12 protein-coding genes and 1 pseudogene are annotated in these 16,716 nt (G+C 45.3%); 8 read left to right on the forward strand and 5 right to left on the reverse strand.

Features of this window, described 5'->3' with window-relative positions; translation table 11 throughout:
* Nucleotides 1-128 precede the first annotated feature (128 nt).
* Nucleotides 129-1,299, forward strand: a pseudogene (locus tag BSHG_RS0219955) (acyltransferase).
* 77 nt (nucleotides 1,300-1,376) lie between these two features.
* Here BSHG_RS0219955 and BSHG_RS19230 read toward each other — a convergent pair.
* The 5 genes from BSHG_RS19230 to BSHG_RS19210 all read right to left on the reverse strand — a co-directional run bounded on the left by BSHG_RS19230 (nucleotide 1,377) and on the right by BSHG_RS19210 (nucleotide 5,062).
* The gene (locus BSHG_RS19230; protein WP_005790420.1) at nucleotides 1,377-1,859 is read right to left on the reverse strand and encodes a PepSY-like domain-containing protein; all 483 of its coding nucleotides are present in this window, start codon (nucleotides 1,857-1,859) and stop codon (nucleotides 1,377-1,379) included.
* A 109-nt stretch (nucleotides 1,860-1,968) separates the two neighbouring features.
* Nucleotides 1,969-2,724 (reverse strand): copper homeostasis protein CutC, encoded by a 756-nt coding sequence (locus tag BSHG_RS19225; protein ID WP_005797842.1) that lies wholly within the window; start codon nucleotides 2,722-2,724, stop codon nucleotides 1,969-1,971.
* Nucleotides 2,725-2,815: 91 nt separating this feature from the next.
* Entirely contained in the window at nucleotides 2,816-4,351 is a 1,536-nt protein-coding gene (gene rny, locus BSHG_RS19220; RefSeq protein ID WP_005790424.1) for a ribonuclease Y, read from the reverse strand.
* 108 nt (nucleotides 4,352-4,459) lie between these two features.
* Nucleotides 4,460-4,753, reverse strand: coding sequence for a cell division protein ZapA (locus BSHG_RS19215; protein WP_005790425.1), 294 nt, complete (start codon nucleotides 4,751-4,753; stop codon nucleotides 4,460-4,462).
* A 15-nt stretch (nucleotides 4,754-4,768) separates the two neighbouring features.
* A complete protein-coding gene (locus BSHG_RS19210) occupies nucleotides 4,769-5,062 on the reverse strand; it encodes a hypothetical protein (protein WP_010993398.1) in 294 nt (97 codons plus the stop codon).
* A 339-nt stretch (nucleotides 5,063-5,401) separates the two neighbouring features.
* Between BSHG_RS19210 and BSHG_RS19205 the strand changes: the two genes are divergently transcribed.
* The 7 genes from BSHG_RS19205 (at nucleotide 5,402) to BSHG_RS19180 (ending at nucleotide 16,685) form a co-directional block, all read left to right on the forward strand.
* The gene (locus BSHG_RS19205; protein WP_005790429.1) at nucleotides 5,402-7,690 is read left to right on the forward strand and encodes an NADP-dependent malic enzyme; all 2,289 of its coding nucleotides are present in this window, start codon (nucleotides 5,402-5,404) and stop codon (nucleotides 7,688-7,690) included.
* Nucleotides 7,687-7,863, forward strand: coding sequence for a hypothetical protein (locus BSHG_RS21005; protein ID WP_002562412.1), 177 nt, complete (start codon nucleotides 7,687-7,689; stop codon nucleotides 7,861-7,863). Before BSHG_RS19205 ends, BSHG_RS21005 begins: the two co-directional genes overlap by 4 nt.
* A gap of 164 nt (nucleotides 7,864-8,027) precedes the next feature.
* Nucleotides 8,028-9,362: an NADP-specific glutamate dehydrogenase gene (locus BSHG_RS19200; RefSeq protein WP_005790434.1), complete on the forward strand. Its 1,335-nt coding sequence runs from the start codon at nucleotides 8,028-8,030 to the stop codon at nucleotides 9,360-9,362.
* Nucleotides 9,363-10,010: 648 nt separating this feature from the next.
* Nucleotides 10,011-10,550 carry an RNA polymerase sigma-70 factor gene (locus tag BSHG_RS19195; RefSeq protein ID WP_005790435.1) on the forward strand — a complete coding sequence of 180 codons (540 nt, stop codon included), beginning with the start codon at nucleotides 10,011-10,013 and terminating at the stop codon, nucleotides 10,548-10,550.
* Nucleotides 10,551-10,596: 46 nt separating this feature from the next.
* The gene (locus BSHG_RS19190) at nucleotides 10,597-11,586 is read left to right on the forward strand and encodes a FecR family protein (RefSeq protein WP_005797855.1); all 990 of its coding nucleotides are present in this window, start codon (nucleotides 10,597-10,599) and stop codon (nucleotides 11,584-11,586) included.
* A gap of 180 nt (nucleotides 11,587-11,766) precedes the next feature.
* Entirely contained in the window at nucleotides 11,767-15,036 is a 3,270-nt protein-coding gene (locus BSHG_RS19185; protein ID WP_008657333.1) for a SusC/RagA family TonB-linked outer membrane protein, read from the forward strand.
* A gap of 20 nt (nucleotides 15,037-15,056) precedes the next feature.
* On the forward strand, nucleotides 15,057-16,685 hold the full coding sequence (locus BSHG_RS19180) for a RagB/SusD family nutrient uptake outer membrane protein (protein ID WP_005797856.1): 1,629 nt from the start codon (nucleotides 15,057-15,059) through the stop codon (nucleotides 16,683-16,685).
* Nucleotides 16,686-16,716 lie beyond the last annotated feature (31 nt).

The following is a 16,716-nucleotide window of genomic DNA, read 5'->3' on the forward strand; positions in this document are numbered from 1 at the left end:
ATTTATATCGCTGCAAAAGTAATCAATTAAAGCCAAATTGACCAGATATTATCTTTAATTGGTCAGAATCTACATATACCCGGCTCCTTTTCATCCTATCTTTGCCCGAAACTTAAAGCACAAATATCATGATTCAAAACTCTATCTCCGACAATCGTATCGTCTGGCTCGACGTCATCCGCTGTGTTGCAATGATAATGGTCATAGGCGTTCATTGTATCGACCCTTTTTTACATTTCTCCCACAATGCGGGCTATTCCGGAATACACGCATTGGGCAGCGATCTATGGTTCACTGCTCCGTCCGTCGGTACCTCTGTTTGTTATGATGACGGGACTGCTTCTGCTCCCCGTAAAAAAACAACCACTGGGTAAATTCTACAAAAAGCGCATTTACCGTGTTTTGTTCCCTTTTCTTATATGGTCGGTGTTGTATAGCATGTTTCCTTGGGTTACAGGCGTACTCGGACTACCGAAAGAGATCATCGGTGACTTCTTTTGCTATACACAAGGGCAGGAATCACAAAGCCTGATAGACTCTCTTAAAGATGTGGCAATGATTCCATTCAACTTCAGCCATAAAGAGAACCACATGTGGTATATCTATCTACTTATCGGTCTGTATCTCTACATGCCATTCTTCTCGGCATGGATAGAAAATGCCGACCGAAAGACCAAACGAGCTTTTCTCCTGATATGGATTATCTCACTCTTTATCCCTTATTTGAAAGAGTATGTTGCCAATTGTTTGTTCGAAAGAAGCGGATATGTATTCGGCACGGACACGTGGAATGAATTCGGGCTCTTCTATTACTTTGCCGGATTCAACGGCTATTTATTACTGGGGCATTATGTCAAAAAAGGAAATGACTGGAGCCTTATGAAAACATTCATACTCTGCATACTCATGTTTGCCGTCGGATATTATATCACTTATACAGGGTTCAGCACCACAGCGTCAAATCCCAATGCGACGGAAACGGAGATGGAACTCTTCTTTACCTTCTGCAGCCCCAATGTGCTACTAATGACTTTGGCTACCTTCTTACTATTACAAAAGGTTGTCATCACCAACTCTACTGTCATTAAAGTATTGGCCAATATGACCCAGTGTGGTTTCGGCATCTATATGGTACACTATTTTGTCGTAGGTCCCTTCTTCCTTTTAATAGGACCTTCGTCATTGCCCATCCCTTTGCAGGTTCCACTGATGGCTATCTGCATATTCCTTTGCAGTTGGGCATTTACTGCACTAATTTATAAGCTGATGCCACGAAAAGCCGTTTGGTTTATGGGATAAAGAACAAGCATTTACGGGTGAATGGAAAGATATTCGGACTCCTTCCATCCACCCGTAAATCCATAATACGAAGAAAGCTACAAAAAAGTACCGGGGCCCAATATATCATCCATATAGCTCACATTGCGAGTACGCAGCAATGTCCCATTCGGACTATAGAACAGTTGATACTGGATGTCTACATTTTGCTGTCCCACCTTAATGACAATAATCGGTTGCCATTTCGGAAATTCTACGTAAGTGACGTCCTCTACCTGCCAGCCGGAATAGGGTCCGGAAGCATACGCATTATATACCGTGGCAGAAAGTTCATCGGTATCTCCCCACTCTGTCTGCGTCATCTGCCATTGTCCCTGTGCATTGAACCAGACATTCTTTTCATAACCATTCATCATAAAATCGGCACAATAGTAACCACCGTCCTGCGACCAGGCGATTCCATCAGCCTTGGGATACATTTTTTTCAGGGCTGTCTGCACTTTGGCAGGTGCATTATCCGCAAAAACCGACACAGCCACTACCAACAAAGCCATCAACAAGCTGAATCTCAATTTTATCATAGCTAAAGCATTTTAATCGGGTGAATACTTTTCGCTAACTAACAGTTTGCAGGGATGGTTTGTTTCGAAAAAACGGCCGACACCCATTCGAACCGGCTCAAATACTCTTTTAAAGAGAAGAAGTAATACTCTCAATCGTATCTTTCACGCGTTTCACTGTCGTCACGTTCCGCTCATACTCACTGATGTGGACAGTTCCTCCCATGGATACCGCCTCATTCTTATACTCCATTCCGCTCTTAATGCTTTCACGAGCCGAGAAATGGAATTCCTGAATACCGGTCTCTTTTGCAATCCGGCAGATATTCTTTTCGTTCACCCCACAACCTGCAAGGAGAGTAATTCTGCCGTTCGCCCTTTCACGGAGTTCCTTCAACAAAGGTATTCCAAGTTCCGCCGTTGCCTGTTGCCCCGAAGTCAGGATACGGTCGCATCCCAGATCAATTATCTGTTCCAAAGCTTCAGACGCATCACGGCAGACATCAAATGCCCGATGGAAAGTGACAGATAAGCCTTTCGAGGCCTCCATCAATTGTTTCATCACCGGTACGTCTATCCCGCCATTTGTAGTCAGGCAGCCAAACACCACCCCGTCGGCTCCAAGTTGACGAGCCATTTCTATATCCTTCAGCATGGTCTTTACCTCGACAGGAGAATAAAGAAAATCGCCGCCGCGCGGACGTATGATGACATGCAGCCGGGTGGTCGTCAGTACCTCACGTGCCATTGCTATCTCGCCATACGACGGAGTAGTTCCGCCTTCGGGGATACCGGCACAAAGTTCCACACGGTTTGCTCCACCTTCCTGTGCAGCAATGCAACTCTCTACAGAGTTGGTACAAACCTCAAATAAGTAATTCTTCATATTTTATCCATATTAAAAACAACTGTTGAACGGAGAATTAAAAAAGGGCGAATTGCTTCGCCCTTATCCTAAACATTTTCTTTTTCAATCTTTACTTTGCAAAGCTCACCGCACGTGTTTCGCGGATAACGGTTATCTTCACCTGTCCCGGGTAGGTCATCTCATCCTGAATCTTCTTCGCAATTTCACCCGACAGATTCTCCGTCTGCTTATCGTCTATCTTATCCGCTCCGACAATGACGCGAAGTTCACGTCCTGCCTGAATGGCATAAGTCTTGGTCACACCCGGATAAGACATAGCCAATTGTTCCAGATCGTTCAGACGCTTGATATAAGCTTCAACAATTTCACGGCGTGCACCCGGACGTGCTCCTGAAATAGCATCACACACCTGTACGATAGGTGCAAGCAGACTGGTCATTTCTATTTCATCATGGTGAGCACCGATAGCGTTGCAAATATCCGGTTTTTCCTTAAACTTCTCAGCAAGCTTCATACCTAACAAAGCATGTGGCAATTCCGGTTCTTCATCGGGCACCTTACCAATATCGTGCAGCAATCCGGCACGTTTTGCCTTTTTCGGATTCAGTCCCAGTTCGGATGCCATCACAGCACAAAGATTAGCCGTTTCGCGAGCATGTTGCAACAGGTTCTGTCCGTAAGACGAACGATATTTCATTTTACCGATGATACGAATCAACTCCGGATGTAATCCGTGTATACCAAGGTCGATAGTGGTGCGTTTACCTGTCTCGATAATCTCTTCTTCCACTTGCTTACGCACTTTGGCAACCACCTCTTCGATGCGTGCCGGGTGGATACGTCCGTCAGTAACCAACTGGTGCAATGCCAGACGGGCTATTTCACGGCGAACAGGGTCGAACGCAGAAAGAACGATAGCCTCGGGGGTATCGTCTACTACGATTTCAACACCGGTAGCAGCTTCGAGAGCACGGATATTGCGGCCTTCGCGTCCGATAATGCGTCCCTTGATTTCGTCCGATTCAATGTGGAATACAGTTACTGAGTTTTCAATAGCTGTTTCTGTAGCCACACGCTGTATAGACTGTATCACGATGCGTTTAGCCTCTTTACTTGCGGTCAACTTGGCATCATCCATGATATCATTGATATAAGACTGTGCCTGGGTTTTCGCTTCTTCTTTCAGTGACTCTACCAGACGTTCTTTGGCTTCGTCGGCCGACAAACCGGAAAGTGCTTCCAGCTTCTCAATCTCCTGATGCTGGAGTTTGTCCAGTTCTTCTTTCTTCTTGTCTACAATACCCAATTGAGCTTCCAGATTTTCTCTGACCGCATCAGCCTCGGCTCTTTTACGCTGAATCTCTTCCTGGCGCTGGCTAAGCACCATTTCACGTTGCTTCAACTTATTTTCGGCCTGTTGGATCTTTTGGTTACGTAGAGCTACCTCTTTCTCCAAATCTGCTTTCTTATTGAGAAACTTCTCTTTCACTTCCAGCAGTTTGTTTTTCTTAATCACTTCCGCTTCTGTCTCTGCTTCTTTCAGGACATTATCATATTTGGCCTTTAGTCCGTATTTAAACAATACGTACGATAAGATTCCTCCTACGATGAAGCATGCAATGGATGCTACTATTGTTACTAACATTGTAATTTAATTTAAATATAAATAAAAACGCACTGCCAAATACCCGAGAGCTTCCTCTTTCGGGCATCTTTAGCAGTGCGTGGATTTTCTTTATAAAAATGGAAACAGTTATTCCTCGTTCCTGAAATACTCTTCCAGCATTTCCGTAAGTTCTTCTATCTTGGCCGTATACGGTTGGGTATCATTACGTTGCAGCAACTGTAGCTTCTCCAGTGAAAACTGATATGCCACCATAGCTATAATCTTCTCCGGAGCCACGTTCCTGTAGTGCTCCCGATACGCATTGAGCCTGATATTTACCTGCTTTGCCGCTTCTCTTACGGTCTCTTCCTCATCACGGTTAATGGTGAGAGGATAATAAGAATCCGCTATTTGCAGGTTTATTTTTATTTTATCGTTCATACATCCTTTTTTATGTTATTCATTCAACAAAGCGATGCATTTATCGACTTCACGCACTAATTTGGACAATCGCAGCTTCGTCTCTTTTACGTCGCTGCCGTTAAGGCTGATTGTCGTAGCTGTTTTTAGGTCTGTGTAGCTTGATTCTAACGCTTTGTATTCAGCTCTCGCCTTTTCGAGTTCGGACTTCTCATCTTCGAGAAGTTGCTTTAACTCAGCATTTTCGCGCTTTAATTCATCGTGCAGATAGATTAAATGCCGCAGCCTTGCTTCAAAGGTACTTAATAGCTTCTTTTCTTCTTCTGTCATCACTACACCAAAATTGTACACAAAAATACGATTAACTCTGATATTACAAAAACTTTTCGGCGGAAAATAGTCATTTATAGTGAAAATAGTTATCCGGGGGACTTCCTTTACCTCCCCCGACTCCTAATTATATAAAAGCCCGCTACAAGCACAATTATCCAAAATCGACAACCGATTTGTTATAAATATGCAATAAGAGCGCAAAAAACCGGATACATTTTCATCTTTTTGTGGCTTTTTGTTATTAATTTAATAGAATTTATATCAGATAGACTACGATTTCGAACTTTTATTCCTACATTTGCGGGCAAATGATAACCTTTATTAAAACGCATAATCATGGCTAAAATAACCAAAGAAGCCGCATTGCTCTATCATTCACAGGGCAAACCCGGTAAAATTGAGGTGGTACCTACCAAACCCTACAGTACACAAACCGACTTATCTCTCGCTTACTCTCCCGGCGTGGCAGAACCATGCCTCGAAATAGAAAAGAACCCACAAGATGCTTATAAATATACAGCCAAAGGCAATCTGGTAGCTGTTATCTCAAACGGTACAGCTGTTCTGGGATTGGGTGATATCGGCGCTCTTAGCGGCAAACCGGTAATGGAAGGTAAAGGTTTGCTTTTCAAAATCTATGCAGGAATCGATGTATTCGATATCGAAGTCAATGAAAAAGACCCCGACAAATTTATCGAAGCCGTCAAAGCCATCGCCCCTACTTTCGGGGGTATCAACCTGGAAGATATCAAAGCACCCGAATGTTTTGAAATAGAACGCCGCCTGAAAGAGGAACTCGACATTCCCGTAATGCATGACGACCAGCACGGAACGGCCATCATCTCCAGTGCGGGATTGGTCAATGCCTTGCAAGTAGCCGGTAAAAAGATTGAAGATGTAAAAATCGTAGTAAACGGTGCAGGTGCTTCGGCCGTATCGTGTACGAAGCTTTATGTATCATTGGGCGCACGCCTTGAAAACATTGTCATGCTCGATAGCAAAGGTGTTATCAGCAAGGCACGCACCGACCTGAACGAACAGAAGCGTTATTTCGCAACCGACCGTACCGATATTCACACACTGGCCGAAGCCATCAAAGATGCCGACGTATTCTTAGGACTCTCCAAAGGAAACACTTTGTCGCAGGATATGGTGCGCAGCATGGCTCCGATGCCTATCGTCTTTGCCCTGGCAAACCCGACCCCGGAAATCTCTTACGAAGACGCCATGGCAGCCCGCCCGGACGTATTGATGGCAACCGGACGTTCGGATTATCCCAATCAGATTAATAATGTAATCGGTTTCCCGTATATCTTCCGCGGAGCTCTCGACACGCAAGCGAAAGCGATCAATGAAGAGATGAAAATTGCCGCTGTACACGCCATTGCCAATCTGGCCAAACAGCCCGTACCCGATGTAGTGAACGAAGCCTACCATGTGAACAACTTCACCTTCGGTCCGGAATATTTTATTCCGAAACCGGTAGATCCCCGCCTGATCACGGAAGTATCCATCGCCGTGGCCCGTGCCGCTATGGAGAGTGGTGTTGCCCGTAAGAATATAGAGAACTGGGATGATTATAAAACACATCTCCGCGAATTGATGGGACAGGAATCTCAGCTGACCCGCCAACTCTACGACACGGCCCGTCGCAATCCGCAACGTGTGGTATTTGCCGAAGGCGGACACCCCAACATGTTGAAAGCTGCTGTCGAAGCCAAATCGGAAGGAATCTGCCATCCTATTATATTAGGTAACGAAGAGCGCATCGAGAAACTGGCCAAAGAACTCGACCTGAGCCTGGACGGAATCGAAATCATCAACCTCCGCCACGACCGTGAAGCGGAACGCCGTGAGCGCTATGCACACATCCTCTCCCAGAAGCGTGCCCGCGAAGGTGCTACATACGAAGAGGCCAACGACAAGATGTTCGAGCGCAACTACTTCGGTATGATGATGGTTGAAACCGGAGACGCAGACGCTTTCATCACCGGACTGTACACCAAATACAGCAATACCATCAAAGTAGCGAAAGAAGTTATCGGCATCCGTCCGGAATACAAACATTTCGGAACCATGCACATCCTGAACTCCAAAAAGGGAACTTACTTCCTGGCTGACACTTTGATCAACCGTCATCCGGATACTTCCACTTTGATAGATATAGCCAAACTGGCCGATCAAACTGTCAGATTCTTCAATCATACTCCGGTGATCTCCATGCTGAGCTATTCCAACTTCGGTTCCGACCAGGCAGGAAGCCCGCTGAAGGTACACGAGGCAGTGGCCTATATGCAACAGGAATATCCCGAACTGGCAATTGACGGTGAAATGCAAGTGAACTTCGCCATGAACCGCGAGCTCCGTGACTCTAAGTACCCTTTCACCCGCCTCAACGGCAAGGATGTCAATACATTGGTATTCCCCAACCTGAGTTCTGCCAACGCAGGATATCAGCTGCTGCAAGCCATGGACCCGGATACCGAATTCATCGGCCCGATCCAGATGGGACTGAACAAACCTATCCACTTTACGGATATAGAAAGCTCAGTACGCGACATCGTAAACATCACAGCCGTGGCTGTGATCGACGCTATTGTAGAAAAGAAAAAAGCTAATAAATGAAACGGCCATTATCCAAATCACAAATAGTTTGTATCATTCTGCTTTGGGTGGCGCTTTGTTACATAGTATTGGTATACGCCGAACGTATTGACGGTCCTACCATACTTATGCTTATCATTTCGGCAGCATTAGTGTTTATTCCCGTCTATAAATCACTTAAAAAGAATAAATAATATCTTTTTATTCCTTTTTTGCGGCATAAAATATCAATTTTGATGTTTTATGCCGTTTTTCTTTATAAAATGCTTGCTAGTTCGATTTTTATGTTTACTTTTGCAACGTCATCAACAGAGACGATAGAATTTAAAAACAATCATATTAAAAAGAAAAAAGAATTATGAATGCAGCTAAGGTATTAGAAGATTTGAAGAGAAGGTTCCCCAACGAACCGGAGTATCATCAGGCAGTAGAAGAAGTTCTTTCTACCATTGAAGAAGAATACAACAAACATCCTGAATTCGACAAGGCCAATCTGATTGAACGTCTTTGCATTCCAGACAGAGTATACCAGTTCCGTGTAACTTGGGTAGACGATAAAGGCAACGTGCAGACCAACATGGGTTACCGTGTTCAGCACAACAACGCCATCGGCCCGTACAAAGGAGGTATCCGCTTCCATGCTTCTGTAAACCTTGGTATTCTGAAATTCCTTGCTTTCGAACAAACATTTAAAAACTCGCTGACCACATTGCCTATGGGTGGCGGTAAAGGTGGATCGGACTTCTCTCCACGCGGAAAGTCAAATGCCGAAGTAATGCGTTTCACTCAAGCCTTCATGCTCGAACTGTGGCGCCACATCGGTCCTGAAACCGACGTACCGGCCGGTGACATCGGTGTAGGTGGCCGCGAAGTAGGCTTCATGTTCGGTATGTACAAGAAGTTATCTCACGAATTTACCGGAACATTCACCGGTAAGGGACGCGAATTCGGCGGTTCACTGATCCGTCCGGAAGCTACAGGTTACGGTAACATCTACTTCCTGATGGAAATGCTGAAGACCAAAGGAACCGACCTGAAAGGTAAAGTATGCCTGATCTCCGGTTCGGGTAACGTGGCTCAGTACACTGCCGAAAAAGTATTGGAACTCGGTGGTAAAGTAGTTACCATGTCCGACTCCGATGGTTACATCTACGATCCGGACGGAATCGACCGCGCCAAACTGGATTACATCATGGAGTTGAAGAACCTCTATCGTGGACGTATCCGCGAATATGCCGAAACTTATGGTTGTAAATATGTTGAAGGAGCCCGCCCCTGGGGTGAAAAGGGTGATATCGCACTGCCTTCAGCCACTCAGAACGAACTTAACGGAGACGATGCACGCAAGTTGGTTGCCAACGGGGTGATAGCCGTATCGGAAGGTGCTAACATGCCTTCTACACCTGAAGCCATCAAAGTGTTCCAGGATGCTAAGATCTTGTACGCTCCGGGTAAAGCAGCCAATGCAGGCGGTGTATCTGTGTCAGGATTGGAAATGACTCAAAACTCTATCAAACTGAGCTGGAGTTCGGAAGAGGTGGACGAAAAACTGAAGAGCATCATGAAGAACATTCACGAAGCTTGCGTACAGTACGGTACCGAACCGGACGGGTACGTAAACTATGTGAAGGGTGCTAACGTTGCCGGATTCATGAAAGTAGCCAAAGCAATGATGGCACAAGGAATCGTATAATCAGCAAAGAATCCAATAATGTCATAGTAAAAGAAAGCCCGTTTCTCCTAAAAGGAGGACGGGCTTTCTTTTTAAACAATCCACACTACTTCTTTACAATAACCTCCGGTTCGAAAATCTCCCTATCGAACTGCTTTCACACATATGTCCCCCCTTTCATACCTCCGCACCCAATCAGGCAGAGCCATCCGGCGTTGCGAGTACAACTATCCCTCTTCTGGTTGCAACCATACGAAAATACGAATAGAAAACGGCTTGACAGGCATTACCAACTATATTGAAGAGCCAGTAGTGCTTTTTTAATTCCCTTCACGCGTCCACCATTTTACCGACCTCCGTCCGGTACTCCCAACGTCACCGGAATATGTCTCCCCATTCAGTTCCCGCCGATATTCCGCCAACCGTTCAGTCACAAAAAATAATATTAACAGGCGGTTCAAACAGATGCCTTATCAGTTTGCTATAAAAGAAGTTGCCGGCATCACAAAAATAAAAACAATCGTTTCAATCTTTCATAAAACTAAAAAGAGGTCTCTTTTTTTTATCTATTAAAAATTTGCTTGTTTGTTTTAAACCATTTACTTTTGGAATTTTAAAAACCAAAGCCTTATTTTTGAAAAAATCACAATCAGCCTTATATTCTACTAAATGATTTTAAATAACGAGTCTAATAAGAAGAAGAAATTTGAGCAGTTTTTCATTATGACTTATCCCAAAGTCAAAGCGTTTGCATGGAAATTGTTGAAGTCAGAAGAAGATGCAGAGGATATAGCCCAGGATATATTCGCAAAACTATGGACTAATCCTGAGATTTGGGAAAATCAGGAAACTTGGAACAGCTACATATATACTATGGTCCGCAACCATATTTATAACTTTCTAAAACATAAATCAATCCGGCAGACCTATCAGGAGCAATGCACAAAAGAGGAGCCGGCTATATCCGAAACTGACATTCACGATCAACTTTATGCCAAGGAAAGTGAACTTCTGATAAAACTTACGATTGCCAATATGCCCGAACAGAGGAGGAAAATCTTCCGAATGAGCCGGACACAGGAAAAAAGTAATCAGGAAATCGCCGACGAGCTGGATATTTCGATCCGCACTGTAGAGCGCCACATCTATTTGGCACTAATCGATTTAAAAAAAGTACTCCTCACCCTATTTTTTTTCTATCTCGGTTGAGTAATCAGTCACACCTAATTGTCTTATCTATATAAAGGCTATAAAAATGAAGAATTATATTCAGAGAATCATCCGTTTGTTTGCCACCTCCGACCCCGACCCAAAGCTCACCGGAGAGATCCACCGATGGCTGCTCGATCAGGAGCATGCCGGGGAAAAGGAGACGGCACTGCACGATTTATGGAACGAAACGGAAGGAAAGGTGGACAGGACTACTTGGGATTCTCTTGCATCGGTATATACCAAAGTCGGAGCCAACTCCGGGGACAGACATCAGCCACGTATCCGTTTCGCACATTATGCGGCTGCCATAGCGTTGCTGATCGTATCAGTTTCGGTCACTTTTCAAATGACCAAACAGCACTTTGCCGAAGCTCCCCTTATTGAAAACATAACACCGGACGGACGACTGAGCAGCCTTCGTCTTCCGGACGGCAGCATAGTACAAACCAACTCGGGCAGTATCTTGCTCTACCCCGAAAAGTTTAAAGGTGAAACCCGCACAGTTTACCTAATCGGTGAGGCCAACTTCAAAGTAAAGAAAAACTCCGGTCAGCCATTCATTGTCAGATCGGGTACCATGTCGGTGACAGCCTTGGGCACTGAATTCAATGTCGCTGCTTATCCGGAAGAGAACGAAATGATTGCAACTTTGATCCATGGAAAAATAAAAGTGGAATGCGACAATGGGAAAGAGAGTTATATCGTCACTCCCGGACAGCAGGTCACTTATCGTAAAAGTACGGGAGAAAGCCGACTCGCCGAAGCAAACATCGAAGACGTAACAGCCTGGCAAAAAGGAATGTACGTATTCAGAGGCGTCACCATGTCAGAAATCCTGAACGAGCTGGAAAGACGCTATGCAGTCACCTTCCAGTATAACGCCAATTTATTTAATGATGATAAATTCAACTTCCGTTTTCGTGAAAAATCCACTTTGGAAGATATCCTGAACATTATGCAGGAAGTTGTGGGAGGATTCAGTCATGAACTGAAGGGAAATATATGTTATATAAAACCGGAGACAAAAAAATAAAATGATTTAATATATTGATTTGTTTAACCTTAAAAACAACTGTTTAGTATGTAAAAAAGTATCCGGAAAGAGGCGGCCACCTGATTCCGGATATGAAATCTGAATTCTTTGCGTTAAAGCTTATGCTTTACTTTTTGGGAAATAAATATTATGATTTAACACTAAAATTCGTTCAAATCTATGAATTTTTATCGATTAAAGTCTATTTTTTTTATAATTTTTAGCTGTTTTATTCTACAAACGGCTGCCTTTGCTCAAAACAACGTAAAAATAACAATCAAGAAAAAGAATATCACGTTGCAGGAAGCATTGCGGGAGGTTGAGAAACAATCTGATTATCTGATCGCTTTCAACGAATCCAAACTTGAGAAAACCAAGCGCGTTAACCTGAATATTAATGCTGAATCTCTGGATAAGACACTGGCTTCTATCCTGTCCGGAACGGGGCTTTCCTACAAAATCAAAGACAAATATATCATGATTATTCCGCAATCAAAAGTGGAAGTCGAAAGCAAAAAACTGTCGGGGATAGTGAAAGATGACAAAGGAGATCCCTTGATCGGAGTCAACGTCTCCTTCAAAGGCAGCCCCACAGGAACCGTCACCGGTCTTGACGGACGATTTTCCATTCTGGCTGCCAAAGGAAATATCATTGAATTCTCCTACGTAGGCTATACCACCCAATATATTATAGTGGGCGATGCTTCTTCGCTAACTGTCGTATTGGAAGAAGACGCCAAGGCACTGGACGAAGTAGTTGTTACCGCACTGGGTATCAAACGTGCGGAAAAGGCATTGAGTTACAGTGTTCAGCAGGTAAAATCGGATGCTATCAACGATGTGAAAGATGCCAACTTCGTGAACGGATTGACCGGGAAAGTTGCAGGTGTATCCATCAACCGGAGTTCCTCGGGCATCGGCGGGGCGACCCGTGTTGTCATGCGCGGAGCCAAGTCTATCGTAGGAAACAATAATGTGCTCTACGTGGTGGACGGTATGCCTATCGGCAACCCTTCAAAAGGCGAAATCAACAATGACTATAGCACTCCGGGAGGAGGTGAAGGTATTTCCGACTTCAACCCGGAGGACATCGAAAGTCTATCGATACTGACAGGTCCGGCCGCCGCAGCCCTGTATGGTTCATCGGCAGCCAACGGTGTTATCCTGATTAACACCAAGAAAGGGCAGGAAGGCAAACTGAAAATCTCGATCTCCAACAATACGGAGTTTATGACCCCGTATGTAATGCCGGAATTTCAAAACCGATACGGTAATGCAAAAGGATCATACAAGAGTTGGGGTGAGATGCTGCAACAGCCTTCAACGTTCCGCCCGAAAGACTTCTTCAAGACAGGCGCCAATATCATGAATGCCGCCAATTTTTCAGTAGGAAACAAAAATAATCAAACGTTCGTATCGGTGGCAACAACAAACTCCACCGGCATCATTCCCAACAACGAATACTATCGTTACAACTTCACATTACGCAACACCGCGAGTATGCTGAATGACAAACTCCATCTCGACCTGGGAGCCAGTTATGTTCTGCAGGGAGACCAGAATATGCTGTCGGCAGGGCGTTACTTTAATCCGCTGGTACCTCTGTATCTCTTTCCGCGGGGTGAAGATTTCGAAGCAGTCAAGGTGTACGAGCGCTATGACACCAACCGAAAATTCCCCATACAGGAATGGTCTTATGGCGATCAGGGCCTGAATCTGGAAAACCCGTACTGGATTGTGAACCGCGAAATGTTTGTTTCCAAAAAGAAACGTTACATGTTTTATGCCAACGTAAAATACGATATTCTCAGTTGGCTGAACATAGCAGGACGTATACGTGTGGATAACACCAACACTACTTCCGAGCGCAAATTACACGCTTCGACAATCAAGCTGCATGCCCAATCGGACAAAGGAGCCTACAACCGGAGCATGGAAGAATATCAGCAGACCTATGCGGATATTATGCTGAATGTGAACAAGAATTTCGGTAACTTCAACCTGACGGCAAATGCCGGATTCAGTTATGAAGATCACCTGACCACCGGCATGGGCATCGGAGGAAAACTGTTTACCGTCCCCAACCTGTTCTCTGCCTATAACTTCGATCCGGCTTCCGGACCCGGTTCGCAATCGCACACCCATACACGTAACAATTCGGTCTTTGTAAGCACCGAGCTGGGATATAAAAGCATGCTTTACCTCACACTTACCGGACGACAGGAATGGGCTTCCCAGTTAGTCAACTCTGACCAGCCCACCTATTTCTATCCTTCTGTCGGAGTGTCGGGCGTAATCTCTGAGATGGTAAGTCTGCCTAAATTTATTTCATTCTGGAAGATGAGAGCTTCCTTCGCCGAAGTAGGAGGACCGATCAACTATACCGGATTGACTCCCGGAACTGTCACCGATCCCATGAAAGGCGGAGTCATCAATCCGATATCTGTCTATCCTTTCCCGAACTTCAAAGCAGAACAAACCAAATCGTATGAGTTGGGAACTAACCTGAGACTTTTCAACAACAAAATCAATATCGATGCCACGGTGTACCTGACAGATACCTACAACCAGACCTTCCTTTCCAGCATGTCTCCTGCTTCGGGATACTCGGGCTTCTATGTACAAGCGGGTAAAGTGCGCAACAAAGGTATCGAACTGTCATTAGGCTATAACGATCAGTTCGGAAAAGTGGGATATGCCACCAATCTGACTTATACAGCCAACCGAAATAAAATCATGAAGATGGTGCATGACTATAAGAACCCTTCGGACGGTTCGCTGTTCAGCATCACTGAACTGACCCTGCAGGATAAGGGAGGAGTTTACCTGCGGGAAAAGGACGCCATCGGAGACGTATATGTAAAAGGCATCCTTGCCAGGGGCAAAGACGGTAAACTGATCGAAGAAGAAGGAGGATATAAAGTAGACCGCTCACAACGCATCAAGATAGGATCGGTCAATCCGGACTTCTCGATCGGCTGGAGACACAATGTCACCTGGAACAACATTACTCTGGACCTGCTGTTCAACGGACGTTTCGGAGGTATTGTCACCTCTTCCACCCAAGCATTCCTTGACGACTACGGTGTATCGAAAGACACTTATAAAGCGCGTCAGAACGGTGGTGTATGGGTGAACGGAACCCAATACGACGCGGAAAAATATTATACGACCATCGGCGGCGAACAACTGATGGCATATTATGCATACAAAGCAACCAATATCCGTCTTCAAGAAGCCAGCCTGAGCTATACCCTACCGGGCAAATGGTTCGGAAATGTGATCAACCGGCTGACAGTTTCCGCCATCGGGCGCAATTTGTGGATGATCTATAATAAAGCCCCATTCGATCCGGAAATGACCTCTTCGACAGGTACCTATAACCGGGGAGATGTCTTTATGCCACCCAGTTTGCGTAGTGTGGGATTTAGCGTGAAGATTGAATTATAACCTTTAAAAAATGCAACACTATGAAATTAAATAAAGTAAAGAATATGTGGAGAACTCTATCGGTCATAGCCCTCTTGGGTTCAACACTATGCACCTCGTGTATATCCGAAGATATCAACCGGAACCCGTTGCTCCCGACGAAAGAAGATGAAAAGATGGACGGAGTTATTTACGGAGCCTACCTGCCCAATCTTGAAAAAAGTGTAATCCCCATCGGCACCGCTTCAGAAAGTACAGAACCGGTAAACCGCTATCAGATCGGAGTAAATCTGGCCGGTGACGCCTGGGCGGGATACATGTCTCCCCGAGACAACAAATTCAACGGCAGCAAGAATTTCACCAACTATTTCATGTACGAAAACTGGGTGAACTATGTGTATTCTTTTATGGTGACGGATGTATATTCGCCATGGATGCAGATAAAACGCATCTCGCAGGATGAAGGGACAAGAAATGACGAGATTTATGCCCTAGCCCAGATCATCAAGATCGCGGCACTGCACCGCACTACGGATATGTTTGGCCCCATCCCCTACTCACAAGTGGGCAAAGGTTCTTTTAAAGTGGCATACGACTCTCAGGAAAGCGTATACCGCTCTTTTCTGAAAGAACTGGAAGAGGCTGTCCAAACCCTGGACGATTACTCGAATAAGAGCAAAGAAGTATTGCCTGCCTTCGACATTGTTTATAACGGCGATGTCAATAAATGGATGCGCTTTGCCAATTCGCTGATGCTCCGCCTGGCCATCCGTGTCCGTTTTGCCGATGCGGGACTCGCCAAAGAATATGCGGAGAAAGCCGTGAAGCATCCCGCAGGCCTGATCGACAGTAAAGAACTGGCAGCCCAGATGGGTAAAGGAGCCGGCCTGCAGATGAAGAATCCGCTGAAAGTGATCAACGAAGAATACAATGACACCCGTATGGGGGCCACCATCTATTCTTACCTGGCAGGATACAATGACGCCCGCGCTGCCGTATACTTTGTCAAAAACAATGGTTTCAAAGCCGTACGTTGCGGGATCGCCAAGTCCGGAGACGCCTATAACGGATTCACACGCCCGAACGTGCATGAAGACGACCCTCTCTATTGGATGAAAGCATCCGAAGTATGCTTCTTGAAAGCCGAAGGGGCACTGGCCGGATTCGATATGGGCGGCAGTGCCGGCGACTTCTACAACGCAGGCATCCGCATGTCGTTCAGTGAGAATGGACTGGACAATTCGTCGGCCGAAACCTATCTGAAAGACTCCACCCGCAAACCGGCCAACTACACCGATACCTCCAACGGCGAGTTGAGCGCCAATGCTCCGAGCAGCATCACCATCCGTTGGGAAAACGGAGCTACGGAAGAAGAAAAACTGGAACGTATCATCACTCAAAAATATCTCGCCATCTTCCCCAACGGTCAAGAGGCATGGACCGAGTGGAGACGTACCGGATATCCCCGCCAAATAGTCGTTGCCGAAAATAAAACGAACTCCGCAGTATTGATCGGAAACGGATACGACCTGGGAGGCGTAAGGAGACTGCCCTATCCCCGCACCGAATATGAACAAAACGGCGAAAACCTCCACAACGCCATCAGCCAGTATTTGGGAGGAGTAGACAATGCTGCCACCAAAGTATGGTGGGACAAAAAAAGCAAATAGTAATGAACCTGAAAATTAAAGAAACATGAAT

The organism is Bacteroides sp. 3_2_5, assembly GCF_000159855.2.
In the GTDB taxonomy this organism is placed as follows: domain Bacteria; phylum Bacteroidota; class Bacteroidia; order Bacteroidales; family Bacteroidaceae; genus Bacteroides; species Bacteroides fragilis.